At 66.2% G+C, this 17,174-nt stretch carries 20 protein-coding genes; 5 read left to right on the forward strand and 15 right to left on the reverse strand.

Translation table 11 applies throughout. The features are described from left to right. The first annotated feature begins 14 nt into the window (after positions 1-14). On the forward strand, positions 15-959 hold the full coding sequence (locus ACRCUN_RS30005) for a prephenate dehydrogenase (protein ID WP_462145306.1): 945 nt from the start codon (positions 15-17) through the stop codon (positions 957-959). Here the strand turns inward: ACRCUN_RS30005 and ACRCUN_RS30010 are convergent. From ACRCUN_RS30010 to ACRCUN_RS30030, 5 genes are read right to left on the reverse strand one after another with little or no spacing between them, the layout of a single operon-like run. Continuing rightward, the gene (locus tag ACRCUN_RS30010) at positions 922-1,530 is read right to left on the reverse strand and encodes a putative glycolipid-binding domain-containing protein (RefSeq protein ID WP_462145264.1); all 609 of its coding nucleotides are present in this window, start codon (positions 1,528-1,530) and stop codon (positions 922-924) included. The two genes, ACRCUN_RS30005 and ACRCUN_RS30010, sit on opposite strands and share 38 nt — an antisense overlap. Then, the gene (locus ACRCUN_RS30015) at positions 1,527-2,333 is read right to left on the reverse strand and encodes an ABC transporter permease (RefSeq protein WP_462145307.1); all 807 of its coding nucleotides are present in this window, start codon (positions 2,331-2,333) and stop codon (positions 1,527-1,529) included. The genes ACRCUN_RS30010 and ACRCUN_RS30015 overlap by 4 nt, the downstream gene beginning before the upstream one ends. After that, a complete protein-coding gene (locus tag ACRCUN_RS30020; RefSeq protein WP_462145265.1) occupies positions 2,330-2,992 on the reverse strand; it encodes an ABC transporter permease in 663 nt (220 codons plus the stop codon). Before ACRCUN_RS30020 ends, ACRCUN_RS30015 begins: the two co-directional genes overlap by 4 nt. A 3-nt stretch (positions 2,993-2,995) precedes the next feature. Beyond that, positions 2,996-4,102, reverse strand: a complete 1,107-nt coding sequence (locus ACRCUN_RS30025; RefSeq protein ID WP_462145266.1) for an ABC transporter ATP-binding protein — start codon at positions 4,100-4,102, stop codon at positions 2,996-2,998. After that, positions 4,099-5,040, reverse strand: a complete 942-nt coding sequence (locus ACRCUN_RS30030) for an ABC transporter substrate-binding protein (protein WP_462145267.1) — start codon at positions 5,038-5,040, stop codon at positions 4,099-4,101. The genes ACRCUN_RS30025 and ACRCUN_RS30030 overlap by 4 nt, the downstream gene beginning before the upstream one ends. Positions 5,041-5,156: 116 nt before the next feature. Here ACRCUN_RS30030 and ACRCUN_RS30035 point away from each other — a divergent pair, with 116 nt between their 5' ends. Then, the gene (locus tag ACRCUN_RS30035; protein WP_462145268.1) at positions 5,157-5,519 is read left to right on the forward strand and encodes a LapA family protein; all 363 of its coding nucleotides are present in this window, start codon (positions 5,157-5,159) and stop codon (positions 5,517-5,519) included. A gap of 12 nt (positions 5,520-5,531) precedes the next feature. On the opposite strand, the gene ACRCUN_RS30040 is transcribed toward ACRCUN_RS30035, so the two are convergent. Both ACRCUN_RS30040 and ACRCUN_RS30045 read right to left on the reverse strand, forming a co-directional pair. Further along, on the reverse strand, positions 5,532-6,551 hold the full coding sequence (locus tag ACRCUN_RS30040; protein ID WP_462145269.1) for a phosphotransferase family protein: 1,020 nt from the start codon (positions 6,549-6,551) through the stop codon (positions 5,532-5,534). Between the two features lie 3 nt (positions 6,552-6,554). Beyond that, positions 6,555-7,163 carry a histidine phosphatase family protein gene (locus ACRCUN_RS30045; RefSeq protein WP_462145270.1) on the reverse strand — a complete coding sequence of 203 codons (609 nt, stop codon included), beginning with the start codon at positions 7,161-7,163 and terminating at the stop codon, positions 6,555-6,557. Positions 7,164-7,221: 58 nt separating this feature from the next. On the opposite strand from ACRCUN_RS30045, the gene ACRCUN_RS30050 reads away from it, so the two are divergent. Continuing rightward, on the forward strand, positions 7,222-7,977 hold the full coding sequence (locus ACRCUN_RS30050) for an SDR family NAD(P)-dependent oxidoreductase (RefSeq protein ID WP_462145271.1): 756 nt from the start codon (positions 7,222-7,224) through the stop codon (positions 7,975-7,977). On the opposite strand, the gene ACRCUN_RS30055 is transcribed toward ACRCUN_RS30050, so the two are convergent. After that, complete coding sequence (locus ACRCUN_RS30055; RefSeq protein ID WP_462145272.1) at positions 7,974-9,851, reverse strand: alkyl/aryl-sulfatase; 1,878 nt, start codon at positions 9,849-9,851, stop codon at positions 7,974-7,976. The genes ACRCUN_RS30050 and ACRCUN_RS30055 overlap by 4 nt on opposite strands. 103 nt (positions 9,852-9,954) lie before the next feature. Here ACRCUN_RS30055 and ACRCUN_RS30060 point away from each other — a divergent pair, with 103 nt between their 5' ends. Beyond that, positions 9,955-10,692, forward strand: coding sequence for a GntR family transcriptional regulator (locus ACRCUN_RS30060; RefSeq protein WP_462145273.1), 738 nt, complete (start codon positions 9,955-9,957; stop codon positions 10,690-10,692). Here the strand turns inward: ACRCUN_RS30060 and ACRCUN_RS30065 are convergent. The 5 genes from ACRCUN_RS30065 to ACRCUN_RS30085 form a co-directional block, all read right to left on the reverse strand. After that, positions 10,689-12,014: an MFS transporter gene (locus ACRCUN_RS30065; RefSeq protein ID WP_462145274.1), complete on the reverse strand. Its 1,326-nt coding sequence runs from the start codon at positions 12,012-12,014 to the stop codon at positions 10,689-10,691. The genes ACRCUN_RS30060 and ACRCUN_RS30065 overlap by 4 nt on opposite strands. Positions 12,015-12,102: 88 nt before the next feature. Then, complete coding sequence (locus ACRCUN_RS30070; RefSeq protein ID WP_462145275.1) at positions 12,103-12,801, reverse strand: phosphonatase-like hydrolase; 699 nt, start codon at positions 12,799-12,801, stop codon at positions 12,103-12,105. Positions 12,802-12,818: 17 nt separating this feature from the next. Then, a complete protein-coding gene (locus ACRCUN_RS30075; protein WP_462145276.1) occupies positions 12,819-13,964 on the reverse strand; it encodes a TIGR03364 family FAD-dependent oxidoreductase in 1,146 nt (381 codons plus the stop codon). Positions 13,965-14,030: 66 nt separating this feature from the next. Continuing rightward, complete coding sequence (locus ACRCUN_RS30080) at positions 14,031-14,921, reverse strand: NAD(P)-dependent oxidoreductase (protein WP_462145277.1); 891 nt, start codon at positions 14,919-14,921, stop codon at positions 14,031-14,033. Continuing rightward, on the reverse strand, positions 14,918-15,784 hold the full coding sequence (locus tag ACRCUN_RS30085; protein ID WP_462145278.1) for an NAD(P)-dependent oxidoreductase: 867 nt from the start codon (positions 15,782-15,784) through the stop codon (positions 14,918-14,920). The genes ACRCUN_RS30080 and ACRCUN_RS30085 overlap by 4 nt, the downstream gene beginning before the upstream one ends. Positions 15,785-15,887: 103 nt before the next feature. Here ACRCUN_RS30085 and ACRCUN_RS30090 point away from each other — a divergent pair, with 103 nt between their 5' ends. After that, on the forward strand, positions 15,888-16,226 hold the full coding sequence (locus ACRCUN_RS30090; protein ID WP_067851531.1) for a winged helix-turn-helix transcriptional regulator: 339 nt from the start codon (positions 15,888-15,890) through the stop codon (positions 16,224-16,226). Here the strand turns inward: ACRCUN_RS30090 and ACRCUN_RS30095 are convergent. Then, positions 16,223-16,645: an MmcQ/YjbR family DNA-binding protein gene (locus tag ACRCUN_RS30095; RefSeq protein ID WP_462145279.1), complete on the reverse strand. Its 423-nt coding sequence runs from the start codon at positions 16,643-16,645 to the stop codon at positions 16,223-16,225. The two genes, ACRCUN_RS30090 and ACRCUN_RS30095, sit on opposite strands and share 4 nt — an antisense overlap. Beyond that, positions 16,642-17,142 (reverse strand): metallophosphoesterase family protein, encoded by a 501-nt coding sequence (locus tag ACRCUN_RS30100; protein WP_462145280.1) that lies wholly within the window; start codon positions 17,140-17,142, stop codon positions 16,642-16,644. Before ACRCUN_RS30100 ends, ACRCUN_RS30095 begins: the two co-directional genes overlap by 4 nt. Positions 17,143-17,174 lie beyond the last annotated feature (32 nt).

The raw sequence follows: 17,174 nt of genomic DNA on the forward strand, positions 1-17,174 counted from the left end.
TGACGAACACTCCCGTGTGCGTGCTGGGGCTCGGTCTGATCGGCGGCTCGGTGGTACGTGCTGCCGCGGCGGCCGGGCGGGAGGTATTCGGCTACAACCGTTCGATCGAAGCAGTGCAGGCCGCGCGGTTCGACGGCTTCGATGTCACCGAGAACCTCGACGAAGCCCTGCACAGGGCCGCTGACGGTAATGCGCTGATCGTGCTGGCGGTGCCGATGCCTGCGCTGCCGATCCTGCTCGGCCACATCCGGGAAGCCGCCCCGGACTGTCCGCTGACCGATGTGACCAGCGTCAAAGGCGCGGTGCTGCGTGAGGTCAAGCAGTTCGGGCTGCTCGACCGCTTCGTGGGCGGCCATCCGATGGCCGGCACCGCGCACTCGGGCTGGGTGGCGGGCAATCCGGGTTTGTTCATCGGCGCGCCGTGGGTCGTCAGCGTCGACGACCACGTCGACGCGCAGGTGTGGACACTCGTGACGCAGTTGGCGCTCGACTGCCAGGCGGTGGTGGTGCCGGCCCGCTCCGATGAGCACGACGCCGCCGCGGCCGCGATCTCGCATCTGCCGCACCTGTTCGCCGAGACTCTCGCCGAGATCGCCGGTGAGGTGCCGTTGGCCTTCGCGTTGGCCGCCGGATCGTTCCGGGACGGCACCCGGGTCGCGGCGACCGCGCCGGACCTGGTGCGCGCGATGTGCGAGGCGAACGCCGGACAGCTGCTGCCTGCCTTGGAACATGGCATCGAACTGCTGACCCGCGCGCGGGATGCCTTGGCGAGCAGCGGTTCGGTCGCCGAGCTCGTCGAGCTGGGCCACGCCGCGCGCATGCGTTACGACAGCTTCAGCCGCCCGGAGATCATCACGACGGTCGTGGGGGCGGACAACTGGCGGGACGAACTGGCTGCCGCCGGGCGGGCCGGCGGCGTGATCAGATCCGCTCTGCCAGTCCTGGGTAGTCAACGATGAAGCCGTCGGAGTCGACGGTGATGGTGGTCTCGGCGACCGGCGAGTGCAGTTTGATGCCGGCATCGAGGTCCGGGCCCGCGCTGCTGTAGCTGATGGTCGCGGTTTCCACGGTCAGTTCGGGCAACCGCACGTAGGCCACCGGCAGGGTGACCGAATCGGCCCGCTGGTGCAGCCCCATCCGCCGGATCGGCAGGGCGTTGAAGAACGGGCTGAAGATGACGTCGACATCGACGGCGCCGCCGTAGTCGGACTTCTTGGTCTGGGTGTGGTCCTGCACCAGCCACATGCTCTCCTCGTCGCGGGCGATGGAGAGCTGACGTTCACGTTCCGCGAGGGTGACGGTGAGAGAAAGCCGCTTGGTGGCGCCGGTCTCGTCGGTGACAAGGTCGTAGGACGCCGAAAAAGCCGGGTGCGAAGCGGTGGCCGCCGCCACGATGCGGCCGTATGCCTTGATTCGATTGCCCGACAGTTGCACGCGTACCGATTCCATCCTCGGCACGTCGTGCGCCCGCCAGGTCAATACCGCCGGCCAGGCACTTTCCGTCTCGCTGGTGTGCGCCTCTTCACTCACCCTTCTACCGTATGCGACGGGGGTCTGCCTTCGTAGCCGACTCCGGAACTCCCGCCCGAGCGCACGGGAGACCGTGAATCCAGCGCGATCTCGTCGTCGATCAAGGGCTGCGGCAGCCGGCCTCCGCCGGTGCGCCAGGAGCGCAATCGCCCGGTGCCCGGCACCGACAGCCATACCGCGAAGGCCAGCGCGGCGTCGAGTACCAGCGCGAGCGCGGTCACCATGAGCGCGCCGACGAGCGCGATGTGGAACTGCCTAACCTTGATCCCGTCGATGAGGTAGCGGCCCAGCCCGCCGAGGCTCGCGTAGGCGGCCACCGTCGCGGTCGCCACGATCTGCAGCGTCGAGGTCCGCAGCCCGCCCAGGATCAACGGCAATGCGTTGGGCACCTCGACGCGCAGGAGCACGCGGCTCTCGGTCATGCCCATCGAGCGGGCCGCGTCGACCACCGAGCGGTCTACGTTGGCGATGCCGGCGTACGTGCCTGCCAACAGCGGCGGGATACCCAGCAGCATGAGCGCGACGGTGGGCGGCACCAGCCCGAGCCCCCACAGCAGCACACCGAGCAGCAGCACACCGAGCGTCGGCAGGGCACGTAATGCGTTCACCCCGGTGACTACCAGGAACGTGCCGCGTCCGGTGTGCCCGATGAGCATTCCCACGGGCACCGCGATCAGGGCGGAGAACACCACCGCCACGACCGTGTACTGCAGATGTTCGACGATGCGGATACCCAGCCCGGCCGGGCCCGTCCAGTTGGCGGCGGTGAAGATGAACGTGAGCGCCTGCTGCAGGAAATTCATGCGGCCGCCTTCACCTTCGACGCGCGTGGTTGCCGGGTCCATGGCGTGATCGCCTTGCCGACCAACATGATCAGCGTGTCGATCACGATCGCCAGCACGAAGATCGCGATGATCCCGGCGATGATCTGATCGCTCTTGTTGGATTGATAGCCCTCGGTGAACCACGTACCGAGCCCGCCGATGCCGATCACCGAGCCGACCGACACCATCGAGATGTTGGTCACCGCGACCACCCGCACCCCGGCCACCAAGACGGGGATGGCCAGTGGCAGTTCGACTTTCAGCATGCGAACCAGTGGCCGGTAACCGATGGCGGTCGCGGCGTCGCGCACATGCTCGGGCACCGCGTCGAGCGCCTCGGGCACCGCTCGCACCAGCAGTGCGGTGGTGTAGAGGGTCAGCGCCACAATGACATTCGCCTCATCCAGGATCCGGGTCGGGATGATGAGCGGCAGCACCACGAAGAGCGCGAGCGAGGGGATGGTGAAGATGATGCTCGCGGTGACGGTCGTCAGTCGCCGCAGCGTGGTGGTGCGCTGTACGACGGCACCGAGCGGGACAGCGATCAGCAGACCCAGCACGATGGGCACCAACGACAGGCGCAGGTGGATCACCGTCAGCGCCCACAGGTCGTCGAGGTGAGTCAGCAGATACCGCATGCGCTAACCCAACTCCGGCACGCGGCGTTGCTCCTTGAGTGCCTCAAGCACATCCTCGGCACGAACCCCGCCGATGAGCCTGCCGTCTTCGTCGACGGCGACTCCCAGCCCGCTCGGTGACGACAGCGCAGAGTCGAGAGCCTGCCGCAGGCTGCCGTCGGGCGGGAAGAACGACCCACCGCCGATGGTGCAGTCGTAGAGCACGTTGCCCTTGCGATGCACTTCGACACCATCGGCGTTGATCCACGCGTACGGTGCGCCCGACTTGATGACGAGCCGCCACTCCCCCGGGCTCAGGTCGAGTGCGTCGATGTCGTTTTCGTCGACGTGTTTGATTTCGTGTAGCGGCAGCCCGGTCGCGTGGAAGAACTGCAGCCCGCGATATCCCCGGTCGGCACCGACGAATCCCGATACGAGTTCGTTGGCCGGGTTCGACAGGACGAACGCCGGATCGGCATATTGCAGCAGCATGCCGCCGCGGCCGAACACCGCGACTTTGTCCCCCAGCTTGACGGCCTCGTCGATATCGTGCGTGACGAACACGATCGTTTTACGCAATTCGCTTTGCAGGCGGAGGATTTCGGTCTGCAGATCCTCCCGGACGACGGGATCGACGGCGCTGAACGGCTCGTCCATGAGCAGGATAGGCGGGTCGGCCGCCAGCGCCCTGGCCACGCCGACGCGCTGCTGCTGACCGCCCGACAGCTGCGCGGGGTACCGGTCGGCCAGCTTGGGATCCAGGCCGACGCGTTCCATCACGCCGATCGCGGCTTTGCGGGCGCTGCGCCGGGATTCGCCGCGCAGCACCGGCACGGTCGCGACATTGTCGACCACCCGCAGGTGTGGCATGAGGCCCGCACTCTGGATGACGTAGCCGATGCCCAGTCGCAGCTTCACCGGGTCGACCGTCGTCACGTCCTCGCCGTTGACCGTGAGCGTGCCCGACGTCGGGTCGATCATGCGGTTGATCATCCGCATCGAGGTGGTCTTGCCGCAGCCCGACGGCCCGACGAACACCGTCAGCGTGCCCTGCGGCACCTCGAGGCTGAGATTGTCGACGGCCACCGTGCCGTCCGGGTAGCGCTTGGTGACGCCTTCGAATGTGATCACTTCACCACCGGCTTGTCGAAACCGTTGTCCTGAACCCACTTTCGGGCCGCCTCGTCGGGGTCGACGCCCTGGTTGCCCTCGACCGCGGTGTTGAGCTCGATCAGCGCTTCGGTCGTGAGCTTGGCCGATACCGCGTCAAGCACGGTCTTGAGGTCGTTGGACATCTTCTGCGAAGCCACCAACGGGACGACGTTGGCGGCAAGGAACGTGTTCTTCGGATCCTCGAGCACCACAAGGCGGTGCTGCTCGATGGCCGGCGACGTACTGAAGATGTTGGCGGCCGTGATCGCGCCACTGTTCAGCGCCTGCACCGTGGCAGGCCCGCCGCCGTCGCTGATCGCGACGAAATTGGCGGGCGCGATGTCGAGGCCGTACTTGTCCTTGAGGCCGACGAGGCCCGTCACCCGCGTCTGGAACTCCGACGGCGCGCCGACTTTCACCTCGGCCGAGTGCTTCGCGAGATCGTCGATCGTCTTGAGGTTCCACCGCTGCGCGGTCGCCTCGGTGACCGCGAGGGTGTCCTTGTCTTCGGCGGGCGACGGATACAGGATCGACAGGTCACCGGGCAGCGCTTTGAGCAACCCGATCAGCACCGCGTCGGGGGTGGTCGCGGTGGTCTCCTCGTCGAAGTACTGCAGGAGGTTACCCGTGTATTCGGGGATGAGATCGATCGAATGGTCCTGCACGGCAGGCACGTAGGTTTCCCGGCTGCCGATGCCGAACTGCCTGCTGATCTGAAAATCGTTGGCTTCCAGGGCCTGGGCGTAGATCTCGGCGATGATCTTGGATTCCGGGAAGTCGGCTGACCCCACGGTGATGGATTTGAGGTCACCCGATATCGGCCCCCCGCCGAGGGGATTGGAGCTGCCGCAGGCCGATGCGAGTGGCACCAACAGGGCGAGCAGAAATGCGAGTAGTGCCAGTGATCGGTGCCGCATGCACACGTCCTTTCGGCGTCACGAGCCTTTCACGACCCTAACGGCACACCCGACATGCCGCCGCGCTTTACCTCAGGGTGGTTTGCTTTGGCAGCGATACGGGCAAAGATGGCAGCATGACCAGCGATCAGTCAGCATCGCCCGATTTGCCGGAGCCGATGCCCGGCTCGCCGCTCCCGCCGGAGACCGGCAAGCCAACCAAGCCGGAAGCCCAACCCAGGTTCACCCGCGCCGCAGCGCTGTGGTCAGCGCTGATCATGGGTTTCCTGGTGTTGATCGTCCTGCTCGTCTTCATCGCGCAGAACACCACGTCGACCGAGTTCGCGTTCCTCGGCTGGCACTGGACCCTGCCGCTGGGCGTGGCCATCCTCGGGGCCGCGGTGGCAGGCGGGCTGCTCACGGTTGCCGCGGGCACCGCACGGATCTTCCAGTTGCGCCGGGCCGCGAAGAAGAACCTCAAGGCCGCCCTGGGCAGCTGACCCTCGTGCCGATCAGCCGAGCGCGCTCAGCCCTGCGGCGATGAGCGGTGCCACGGCCTCACCGACCTGTTCCGGTCCGTCCGCACCTTCGCGGCGGCGGAAATCGATGCCCGCGGCAATGATCGCGAGCTTGAAATAGGCCAGCGCCATGTAGAAGTCCCAGTGCGCGAGTTCCTGACCGGATTGCACCGAGTAGAGCTGCGCCATGTCGTCGGCCGACGGCAGCGTGGACGCGGTCCAGGCGGCGTCGGAATGGACGAACTCGAACATCGGGCTGCGGTAGACGCACATGAGGGCGGCGTCGCTGAGCGGATCACCCAGCGTGGACATCTCCCAGTCCAGCACCGCGCGGACTTTCGTGGCGTCATCGGCGTCGAGGACGGTGTTGTCGATGCGGTAGTCGCCGTGCACGATCGAGCTGCGGCTCTGCGGCGGAACCGCTTCGCCCAGCGCGGCGTGCAGCCGGTGGACGTCGTCGTCGCGCGCATCGTCGGTCAGCCGGACGTGCTCCCACTGCGAACCCCAACGCCGCACCTGCCGCTCCAGATAACCGTCCGGCTTGCCGAAATCGCCGAGACCGACCGCGGCCGGGTCGACCGCGTGCAGGTCGGCCAGGACCTTGATCAGCGCGTCGACGCAGCCGTCGATCACGGTCTGATCGCCGAGCGCGGCAAGCTCGTCCTGGGTACGCACGACTCGTCCGCCCACGTGCTCGACCATCTGGAACGGTGCGCCCAGCACTGAATCGTCGTTGCGCATCGTCACGGCGCGGGCCACCGGAACCGGCGTGTCGGCCAGTGCCGCGACCACGCGGTACTCCCGCGCCATGTCATGTGCCGACGGGGTCAGGCCGTGCAGCGGCGGGCGCCGCAGCACCCATTTCGAAGCATCGTCGAACACCAGGAACGTGAGGTTGGAGCGGCCGCCGGCGATCAGTTCGGCGCGCAGTTCACCCGTGCGGGGTATGCCCTCGGTACGGAGATGGCGGTCCAACGCGGCGAGGTCGAGGCCTTCCAGTGAAGTCACGGTCATTGTCTACCACCGGACATTTCTGGGCAGCAGGTCCCATACATGTTCGGTGCCGTTGACGGCCGCGACCGCGAGCCTGCCGGAGCGCGACGACAGCAGCCGCGTGACCGACGCGTAGTCGACGTGAAACGACAGCAACCGCTCGGTGCCCAGGATCTCGTGCAGGAGCACATTGATCACACCGCCGTGGCTGAACACCGCAACGGTGTCGTCGTGGTCGCCTGCCGCGACGAGGTCGGCGACCGCCGCGTTGATCCGGGCCTTGAACGCGTCCTCGTCGACCCCGCTTGGCAGGTGCCCGTTGGCCAACCGCGCGAGTTCTTCGGGATTTTCTTTGGCGATGTCCTCGATCGGCACGTAATGCGACATGTCGCGGTCGTACTCGGCCAGCCGCTCGTCGACCTCGACCGAAAGCCCCAACGCGGCCGCGACCGGGTCAGCGGTCTGGACGGCGCGCCGTTGCGGGCTGCTCACGACACGCGAGATCGGGAACCTGGCCAGCGCTGCGGGCAGGCGGCCGGCCTGTTCGGCGCCGGTCTCCGACAGCACGGGATCCGAACCTTGACCGGGTTCGCTGCGTAAGGGCAGCGCATGACGGACCAGAAGCAGTTGCACCGTGACACCATATGGCCGCAGGAGCACAGGCCCGAACCGGGCCGGAGAAAGGTGAGGCATGGGTTACGCCGACGAATTGTTCGACCTCACCGACAAAGTCGTGCTGGTCACCGGCGGCAGCCGCGGGCTCGGCCGGGAGATGGCGATGGCCGCCGCCCGCTGCGGGGCCGACGTGATGGTGGCGAGCCGCAACATGGAGTCGTGCGTGCTGGCGGCCGAGGAGATCGCCGCCGCGACCGGCAGGCGCGTGTTCCCGTATCAGGTGCATGTCGGGCGCTGGGACGAGCTCGACGGTCTGGCCGAGGCCGCCTATGACCGGTTCGGCAAAGTCGACGTACTGGTCAACAACGCCGGGATGTCCCCGTTGTACGAGTCGCTCGGATCGGTCACCGAGAAGCTCTTCGACGCCGTGTTCAACCTCAATCTCAAAGGGCCGTTCCGGTTGTCGGCGTTGATCGGCGAGCGCATGGTTGCCGACGGCGGCGGCTCGATCGTCAACGTCAGTTCGTCCGGCTCGCTGCGGCCGGACCAGTACATGCTGCCGTACGCGGCCGCGAAGGCCGGGTTGAACACCCTGACCGAAGGGCTCGCGAAGGCTTACGGCCCCACGGTGCGCGTCAACACGTTGATGGCGGGCCCGTTCCTCACCGACATCAGCAAGGCGTGGGACATGACGGGCCAGCCCTTCGGGCATCTGAGCCTGCAACGGGCCGGCGATCCGGCCGAGATCGTCGGCGCGGCACTGTTTTTGATGTCTGACGCATCGAGCTTCACCACGGGTTCGATCTTGCGCGCCGACGGTGGGCTGCCCTAGGGCGTGACGATGTCGAAATTCGGGTCCGGTCGATCGAGTACGGCGACGACCGATGCCAGAGCTGAAGCATCGCCCGCGATTTCGAGGCCCGCGGAATCACTGTCGCCGCCGATGAGCGCGAGCAGACGAAGCTTGTTCGCGAGCCGGACCGTCGCCGAGGCGGTCGACTCGTCGGCGGCGACCTTGCGGTAGACCAGCACCCCGTTCCGCACCGTCAGACGATAGTTGTCGCCGGTGTCGGCGAACGTGACATCGAGGGCGACGTCGAGATCCCATGCCCGCGGCCCGTTGATGTTGATGGCCAGCGTGTCGAACAGCTGCTCGGGCGAGAGCTGCGCGAGCATGGTCGGTGACGCGACCTGGCCTGCGGTTCCGAACTTTCCGGACCGCAATTCGGTGGCCCCGGACAGGAAGTAGTTGCGCCACGTCGCGTTCTCGGCGCCGTACGCGAGCTGCTCCAACGTGTCGGCGTAGAGCGTACGCGCCGCTGGATGGTCGGCGTCGGTGAAGATGACGTGGTCGAGCAGGGTTGCGGCCCAACGGAAATCGCCCTCACCGAAAGCACGTTGCGCCAGTTCGACGACGCGTTCGGTGCCGCCCATCGCGGCGACGTAGCGCGGCCCGAGCGCCTCGGGCGGATGTGGCCACAGCCTTGCCGGATTGCCGTCGAACCAGCCCATGTAGCGCTGATAGATGGCTTTCACGTTGTGGTTGACCGAGCCGTAGTAGCCGTGGGTGTGCCAGGCCTTCTCCAGGGCAGGCGGCAGGTGGAAATCTTCGGCGATCTCGGCGCCGGTGTACCCCTGGTTGAGCAGTCGCAGGGTCTGGTCGTGCAGGTAGGCGTACAGATCACGTTGCAGGGAAAGGAACTCGACGATGCGTTCGCGGCCCCATGTCGGCCAATGGTGCGATGCGAACACGACGTCAGTCCGATCGGCGAACGTGTCGATGGCCTCGGTCAGGTAGCCCGCCCAGGCGTGCGGGTCACGCACCAGTGCACCACGGAGTGTCAGCAGGTTGTGCAGATTGTGGGTGGCGTTCTCGGCCATGCACAACGCACGGAATTTGGGGAAGTAGAAGTGCATCTCGGCGGGCGCCTCGGTCCCCGGCGCCATCTGGAACTCGATCTCGACGCCGTCGATGGTGTGCGTCTCCCCGGTGCGGCCGATGTCGATGGTCGGCACGATCATCGCCACCTCGCCGGTGGACGTGTTCTGCCCGAGCCCACAACCGACGTGGCCGCGCGGTCCGCGCGGCAGAGACGGCCCGTACTGGTAACTCGCCCGACGCAGCATCGCCGTACCGGCATAGACGTTCTCCTGCACGGCGTGCTCGACGAACCCTTCCGGAGCCAGCACCGCGACGTCGCCGGCATCGACGTCGGCCTGCGATGTCACCCCGAGGACACCACCGAAATGGTCAGCGTGGCTGTGGGTGTAGATCACTGCCACGACGGGCCGGTCCCCGCGGTGGGAGCGGTACAACGCGAGCGCAGCCGCGGCTGTCTCGGTGGAGATCAACGGGTCGATGACGATGATGCCGGTGTCACCCTCGACGAAGGTGACGTTGGAGATGTCGAGCCCACGCACCTGGTAGATACCCGCGACCACCTTGTAGAGCCCCTGCTTGGCGCACAGCTGCGACTGTCGCCACAGGCTCGGGTGTACAGAAGTCGGCACATCGCCCGTCAGAAATGCGTACGCGTCGTTGTCCCACACCACCCGGCCGTCGGCGCCCTCGATCACGCACGGATCGAGCGCGGCGATGAAGCCTCTGTCGGTGTCCTCGAAATCTCGGGTGTCGTCGAATGGGAGGGTCTGCAGGTGGTCACGGTGCGCGGACTCGATGGTTGCGGTGGGTGGCTTCTGCTCCATGCATACGAGCCTGCCACTCCCGCGTGGCACCGGCTTCCAGAACGGTCTGGCTACTATGCGTATTGAGTTGTAATGACAACCGGCCAGAAGGGGTGATGCGGGGATGACCTCGTCCACCTCGCAGCCGCGTCACATCCACGTCGCAGGCGAACTGCGTCAACGCATCATGCGGCGAGACTATGCGATCGGTCAGTCGCTGCCGGCCGAGAGCGCCCTGTGCGCCGAGTTCGGGGTATCGCGCGGGCCGGTACGCCAGGCCCTCGCAACGCTGAAAAATGAAGGGCTGATTCAACTCTCGCAAGGCAAGCCGGCCGTGGTGCGAAGTCACGATGCCACGCAGACTCTGGATACGTTCACGCCGTTCACCCAGTGGGCTCGGCGCAACGGCCGAACCGCGGGCAGCCGGACCCTCGAGGTCGCGCGTCGCCGGGTGTCCGAGCCGGCGATGGTCGCACTGGATCTGAACCCCGACGAATTCGTGGTCGACGTCGTACGCGTGCGGCTGCTCGACGGTGAGCCGGCGATGATCGAACGCAGCACCTTCATCGACTCCGTGGGTTCGTTGTTGTTCGATTTCGACACCGATTCCGGTTCGATGACCGACTATCTCGCGAGCCGTGGCGTCTATTTCGATTCGATGGAGCATGTGCTCGACGCAGTCGCCGCTGCCCGGGTCGACGCCGAGAACCTCGGAATCGACCCGGGCAGTCCACTGCTCCGCGAGCGCCGCACGTCGCGCGATCAGGACGGGCGGGTGTTCGAGTACGCCGACGATCGGTACCGACCGGACCTGGTCGCGTTCAGCATCGTCAACGCCCGAACGATCGACGCCCGCTCTTAATCCGCGGCAGGCATCCGGTTCCAGTGCGGGATGAGCAGCAGCATCGCGATGAATGCGGCTGCCGCGAAACCGTAGAACAGCGCCGAGGTGCTCAGGTATCCCGGAAGCAGCCCGCCGAGGATCGCGCCGGTGGAGCCGCAGCCGTTGATCAGGCCGCTCGCGGTGCCCGCATGTTTGGAGGTGCCGAAGTCGACCGCCGCCACACACGAGATCATCGCGTCGGCACCGTAGATGCTGAGGCCGATGAGACCCAGCACCGCCGTCATGATCCAGGCGTTGCCGGTCGCGGTCAGCGGCGCGAACAACGCCAGCACCGCCACAAGCACCGCGAGGCTCAGCACACACGCCGGGATCCGGCGCGCCTTGAACACCCGGTCGGAAACGCGGCCGAGCAGGATCGGGGCGAGGATGCCCGCGACGCCGAACGCCACCGGAATGGTGACCGCCTGGAACTTGTCGCCATCCTGCAACCGCTCTGCCACGATCACCGGCCCCCACAGCAGAATGGCGTATCGTGCCGGTTTGAGCAGAAAGTACGACGCACCAAGGGTTCTCACCATGCGATCACGCAGCACGACCGCAAGTGATTCCCGCCAGGACGGTGTCGGTTCGGCGACAGCCTCCGCCACGGGTGAATCGTCGAGCTTGGCGATCTCCTCCTTGGCGTGGTACTCCTCGATCGGCGGCAGGCCGACGTCCTGAGGCCGATTGCGCTGGAACAGCAGCACCACGATGAACACGCCGAGCACGATGGCCGCACCGGTGAAGAACGCCGCGCGCCAGCTGCCGAACACCGTGTAGGCCGCCCATCCCAGCAGCGGCGCGGCGACCAGGCCGCCGAACGCGTAGTTGGTGCTCCACAGGCCGAGGACCCGGCCCCGCTCCCCGATCGAGAAGAACTGGGCCATGTTGTTGAGGGTGCCGGACCATCCGGTGGACTGGGCCAACCCCTGCACGATCATGAGCGGAAGCAGGAACACCAACGCGGGCAGCAGGCCCATGAACAGGGTCGCGACCGCTGAGATCGCCAGCCCGCCGAGGACGACCACGCGTGGGCCGTACCGGTCGGACACCTGGCCCCAGACGAACTGGCCCACGGCGTACGCGGCGAGGTATGCCGCATCGAGATTCGCCATCGTGCTCTTGGTGAGAGTCATGCTCAAGACCGGATCCTCGAGGATCCCGAGCTTGGCCACCGAGAAGGCTTGGCGCGTGAAATAGAAACCGGCATAGGCGATCCAGGTGACGGCGAAGATCTGGAAGCGCCAGCGCTCATAGCGCCGGATGGGAGTCTGGGCCTTGAATGTCGTTGCGTTAGACATGAAATGCACCTTTGATAGGTGTGATGCAAAAGCTGCGCTGGCGCGACAGCGGCAGGTTCCTCAGACGAGAACGGAAGGCGGGAGTCGATCAGCGCAGGGTTGCGAGCAGTGACGGCAAGTCGGCAACGCTGTCGATGATGTGGGTGGCTCCGGCGTCGGAGAGCTGGGTCTTGTCATGCGCACCGGTGAGGACGCCGATCGAGGCCCGTGCGCCGGCACGCAGGCCGCTGATGACATCGGATGAGGTGTCCCCGAGAACGACCATCGAACGGACCGAGTCGGTTCCGGTGCGCATCAGGGCGGTCAGCGGCATGTCCGGGTACGGCCGGCCCCGCATTCCGGGCTCGGGGCACAACACGAGGTCGGCAAGATCGTGCCAGCCGAGCGCGTCGATAATCGCCGACTGGGTTTCTCGGGCGAATCCGGTGGTGAGCGCGGTCTTGATGCCGCGGGACCGCAACGAGGTGATCGCGTCTTCGGCGCCGGGGATGGCGCTGCAGTTGCCTTCGGCGACCAGTTGGCTGTAGCAGCGTTCGAATTCCTTGTTGGCGGCCTGTGCCTGTTCTTCGTTACCGCGGGCCAGGTGGCGGAACACGACGATCTTCGACTGTCCCATGGTGTCGGAGACGTAGCGCAACATCTCCTCACGGTCGGTGTCGGTCTTCGACAGGCCGGCGTGGCTGTCCGCGGCCAGGAAGGACTGCTGGACCAGGCCGGAATCTTCGACCGTGGTTCCCGCCATGTCGAAGACGACAAGGGTTATCGGCTCATTGGGGTTGGTGCTCATCGGTTTTTCCTCTCGGGTTAGACGTGTGCGACGAAGCCGTCGCGGGTAAGTGCGTTCTCGACGCTGTCCTGGGCCAGGCCCATGCTCGTGGTCATGCCGATTCCGGTGGTCACGGTCACCACGTGGGTCCGCTCGATCGGCTCCTCGATGAGGAACTCCTTGCCGGGTGCCGAGCTGTAGACGCCCTGCCATCGTTCGCTGATCTCGATGTCCTTGACCCCGAAGAGCTTTCGGGCCTCTTCGATGAGCACGGCGAACCCTTCCTCGGATTGGAACGGGGGCGCGGACACGTCGCGATAATGGGTGTCGCCGATCAGCAGTGATCCGTCGGGCTGCGGGGTGTACATCTGGTGGAGATCGATCGCGACGTAGGCGGGATGTTCTGTGCGCAGCCGCTCGGCGACCGCGGCGGTCGAGGGCAGATTCTCGAAACCCGAGTACCTGACCAGGGACCACCCGGTGAACAGCGGGGCCGGAAGCGCGAAGGCCAGCGGTAGCCGTGCGCGCAGCATGTGCAGGCGGCAGCGCAGCAGGCCGTCGCGCTCGGCCAACTCCGGGAAGAGCCGGTCGATGTCGTAGTTGACGGTGACGAAGGTGGTTCCGGCGCGCAACGGTCCGCGCGAGGTGTGTACGACGCCTTGTTCGAAACCCGTTGCCGCCGTGCGCCAGAAGAAGTCGACGCCGACCGAGGACAACCAGCCTGCGATCGATGGGGCTGCGGTGCGCGGGTCGACCTGCAAGTCGTTGGGCAGGTACATGCCGCCGCTCACGTGTGCCGCACGGACCGGGATCCGTTCGAGAATCTCCTCGCGGTCCAGAAGTACGACCTCACCGGCGGGCCGTGTGGTCGCGAACTCGTTCATCACGGCGAGTTCGTCGTCGTGCCGGGCCACGCAGTAGGTGCCGGCCTCGGCCGACCAGAACCCCGCTTTACGGGACAGGTTCAGCCAGTGGCCGCGGCCCTTGCGGGCGTACGTGAGCGCAACGCCCGATTGTGCGGTGATACAGGCGTGGCCGAAGTTCTGCACGGAGGCGCCCACGACGCCGTCGGCGTGGTCGATGACGGCAACGGTGAGCCCGCGCTGATGTGCGTGATACGCGTGCGCGAGGCCCACGATGCCGGCGCCGACCACGACGACGTCGTAGTGCTGTTGATTTCCCATGCGGACACTGTGGTCCACACCACCACACTTGTCAATACAAGTGAGAAGATTGAGCTACTCGTATAGTTATGTAGCGAGCGACTCGGCCACTCGGCCCTGTTCCAGTCTCGCCGGAACGATGCGGCTGATCTCGTCCGCGCCATGCCCGGCGTCAACCGCGACGTCGACGTATTCCCGGAACGCCTCCAACGCGCCTGCATCGAAGCCCGCCGCGTGCGACGCCGCGATCAGATGCCGAACCGAGGCGGCCACCGAAGACACCGGAGCGCTGGCTTCGTCATGGCGGCCTGCCTCGACCCGCTCGGCGATCTCGCCGAAGATCGGCGGAAGAATCGCGGCGATGCCGTTGGCGTGCGGCAGCAATTCCGTCGGGGAAATGCCGTTAGCTCCTGCCACCGACAGTGCGTGTACGAACCCGCTCACCGAGGTCCAGAACAAGTCGAGCAGGGCCATGTCGAATGCGGCGGCACGACCGATGTCCGCACCGACCCACGTGCTGCTCGCCAGCGCGTCGAACACCGGCCGATGGGCATCGAAGATGTCCTGAGGCCCCGCGAAAAGAATACTGGCGCTTGAGGTTCCGATCGTATCGGTCGGCGTCATAATCGCGCCGTCGAGATAGCGGCCGCCGCGGCTCGCGACAAGCTCCGCCGTGCGGTGCGATGCGTCGGGGATGTCCGAGGAAAGCCCAACGATCACCCGGCCCGCCACCGCGTCGCCCGCGTCGCCGAGCACCGCGTCCACCACGGCGTGGTCGACCACGTTCACCAGGGTGAGATCACTGGCGGCGACGGCCGCGGCCGGTGTGTCGGCCCACACCGCTCCGCGGGCCAGCAGCGGGTCCGCTTTCGCCGGTGTCCGATTCCACACGGTCGTGCGATGGTCCGCGGCTATCAGCGCCCCGGCCAGCGCCTGCCCCATCGGCCCGAGTCCGAGCACGCTCACTGTCGCGGTCATGCGGCGCGGATGCTCTCGAAGATGCGGGCGAAGCCGTCGTTGCCATGGCCGGCGTCGATCTGCCGATGGATGAGCCGTTGCACGACGTCGACGACTTCGGTGCTGATGCCCTGGTCCCGGCTGGCGTTGACGATGTCACTGATGTCGGAGAAGTAGAGGCTCTGCTGGCCGGGGACGCCGTAGTCACCTCCGTCGATGACCGCCGCATACTCCGTGATGACCGGCACGACGGCGGCCAGCCAGTTGGCCGCACGGACCGCGAACTCCTTGGCGGGCACACCGGCCGCCGCGACCATCGCCGCACCGTGGAAGAACCCGGCGAACATCACGTACATCCCGGAAAGCAAGGCCAGGTCATACAGCGATGCCATGCCGGCGTCCGCGCCGAAATATTCTGCGGTGCCCCATATTTCGAGCAGTTCGCGATAGTCCTCGAACACCGTCGCTGCGCCGCTGTAGAGGATCGCGGACTGCGGCGTGGCGATCATCTCCGGCGTGGCCATGATGCCGCCGTCGAGATAGTCGGCGCCGAGTTCCGAAGCCCACCTGGCCAGCTCGCGCGCCCCTTCCGGCGAGGTGGTGGTCAGGTTCACCACGCGCCGCCCGGCCAGCTTGCCTGCCACCGGGTCGAGGACCTCGTGCACGGAGGCGTGATCGAACAGGCACACCACGACGACATCGGCGTCCAGCGCTTCGGCCGGCGACGGTGCGGCGCTCGCCCCGTCGGCGACCAACGCTGCGACCCGTTCCGGGTTGCGATTCCAAACGGTGACCGGATAACCGGCGTTCATGGCGGTGCGGGCGAGCTTCGAACCCATCTCTCCCAGTCCGAGGAAACTGATCGTGTGCGGTGTGGTTGTCATGTCACCATCGTTGAAGAGACACTGACTTCACGACAAGTACCCACTTTAAAGTGGGATACTTACCTTTCCGAAACTATTGGCCCTGAGCTGCTAGGACGATGAGATGAGTCAATTGGGCAAGTACACATGCGGATTAGACGCGGCATTCGCGGTGGTCGACGGGAAGTGGAAACCACTGATCCTGTGGGAGTTGCAGGCGGGGCCCAAGCGGTTCAACGCACTACACCGCAGCCTGCCCGGCGTATCGCAGAAAATGCTGACCCAGCATCTCAAGGAATTGCAACGACACGGCGTCGTCCATCGGGAGAGCTACCACGAGGTGCCGCCGCGGGTCGAGTACTCGATGACACCTGCCGGTGAAGCGTTGTTGGATGCTCTTGAGCCATTGGGCGATTGGGCCACCAAGCACATCGAACTGATCTGCGCCGCCGAGGCCGGCTAGCCTCCGCCGCCGTGCTCGGCCAGCCATTTCTCGGCGCGCCGCGACGAGACCCGCGACAGCCACGCGTCCTGGATCAACTCGCGCAATTCGCCGCGACTGATTTCGCCTAATCGGCTGGCGCGCAACAGGACCGACGGGTGATCGTCGAAACGATCCGTGGTGAAGAACGGCGATCGCGGATCCTGCACGAGCGCGAGTTTGTCGCTTTCACTGTCCACCCAGATCATGATCACGTCCGGGTAGCGCTCACCGGATTCGGGGTCGACCGCATCGGGTTGCGGCGTGCGGAAGAACACGAACGATTTTCCGCCGACCTGGTAGATCGGGTTGCCTTTCGGCCCCTCGATCCGCTTGACGTACGGCATCGCGCCGGCGATCTCGTGCACATCGTCCAGCCGCGCGCGATCACGCCGCGTCATCGCCGATCCAGTGCATGCAACGTGACATCGGAGAGCACGCCGCCCGACACCTGCGCCGTCATGTACGTACAGTACGGTTGGCGCCGCCGATCAGTCGGAGAGCCCGGATTCAGCAGGCGCAGACCGGTTTTCGCCGTGGTGTCCCATGGGATGTGGCTGTGGCCGAACACCAGCACGTCAGTGTCTGGATAGTCCCTGGCGACCCGGGCCTCACGTCCGGTGGCAGCACCGGTTTCGTGTACGACCGTGAATCGCAGACCCGCCAACGTCACGTCCGCGCGCTCCGGCAGGCGCCTGCGCAGTTCGGCGCCGTCGTTGTTGCCCCAGCAGGCGACAAGCCGGGCGGCACGCGCGCTCAGCGCGTCGAGCAATGATGGTTCCACCCAATCGCCTGCGTGAATGACGACATCTGCGTGGTCAACCTGATCCCAGACCGGTGAAGGCAGATCGCGGGCGCGCTTGGGCACGTGGGTATCGGCGATGAGCAGCAGCCGCATCAATCCCACAGTACGTCACTCCGGTTGCGCGG

It is taken from the genome of Mycobacterium venezuelense, from assembly GCF_054919535.1.

Bases quoted from the DNA above. Each gene is read 5' to 3' on its own strand.
- ACRCUN_RS30015 (WP_462145307.1), bottom strand. From the start codon at position 2,333: ATGAATTTCCTGCAGCAGGCGCTCACGTTCATCTTCACCGCCGCCAAC.
- ACRCUN_RS30020 (WP_462145265.1), bottom strand. From the start codon at position 2,992: ATGCGGTATCTGCTGACTCACCTCGACGACCTGTGGGCGCTGACGGTG.
- ACRCUN_RS30030 (WP_462145267.1), bottom strand. From the start codon at position 5,040: ATGCGGCACCGATCACTGGCACTACTCGCATTTCTGCTCGCCCTGTTG.
- ACRCUN_RS30035 (WP_462145268.1), top strand. From the start codon at position 5,157: ATGACCAGCGATCAGTCAGCATCGCCCGATTTGCCGGAGCCGATGCCC.
- ACRCUN_RS30040 (WP_462145269.1), bottom strand. From the start codon at position 6,551: ATGACCGTGACTTCACTGGAAGGCCTCGACCTCGCCGCGTTGGACCGC.
- ACRCUN_RS30050 (WP_462145271.1), top strand. From the start codon at position 7,222: ATGGGTTACGCCGACGAATTGTTCGACCTCACCGACAAAGTCGTGCTG.
- ACRCUN_RS30055 (WP_462145272.1), bottom strand. From the start codon at position 9,851: ATGGAGCAGAAGCCACCCACCGCAACCATCGAGTCCGCGCACCGTGAC.
- ACRCUN_RS30060 (WP_462145273.1), top strand. From the start codon at position 9,955: ATGACCTCGTCCACCTCGCAGCCGCGTCACATCCACGTCGCAGGCGAA.
- ACRCUN_RS30065 (WP_462145274.1), bottom strand. From the start codon at position 12,014: ATGTCTAACGCAACGACATTCAAGGCCCAGACTCCCATCCGGCGCTAT.
- ACRCUN_RS30070 (WP_462145275.1), bottom strand. From the start codon at position 12,801: ATGAGCACCAACCCCAATGAGCCGATAACCCTTGTCGTCTTCGACATG.
- ACRCUN_RS30075 (WP_462145276.1), bottom strand. From the start codon at position 13,964: ATGGGAAATCAACAGCACTACGACGTCGTCGTGGTCGGCGCCGGCATC.
- ACRCUN_RS30080 (WP_462145277.1), bottom strand. From the start codon at position 14,921: ATGACCGCGACAGTGAGCGTGCTCGGACTCGGGCCGATGGGGCAGGCG.
- ACRCUN_RS30085 (WP_462145278.1), bottom strand. From the start codon at position 15,784: ATGACAACCACACCGCACACGATCAGTTTCCTCGGACTGGGAGAGATG.
- ACRCUN_RS30090 (WP_067851531.1), top strand. From the start codon at position 15,888: ATGAGTCAATTGGGCAAGTACACATGCGGATTAGACGCGGCATTCGCG.
- ACRCUN_RS30095 (WP_462145279.1), bottom strand. From the start codon at position 16,645: ATGACGCGGCGTGATCGCGCGCGGCTGGACGATGTGCACGAGATCGCC.
- ACRCUN_RS30100 (WP_462145280.1), bottom strand. From the start codon at position 17,142: ATGCGGCTGCTGCTCATCGCCGATACCCACGTGCCCAAGCGCGCCCGC.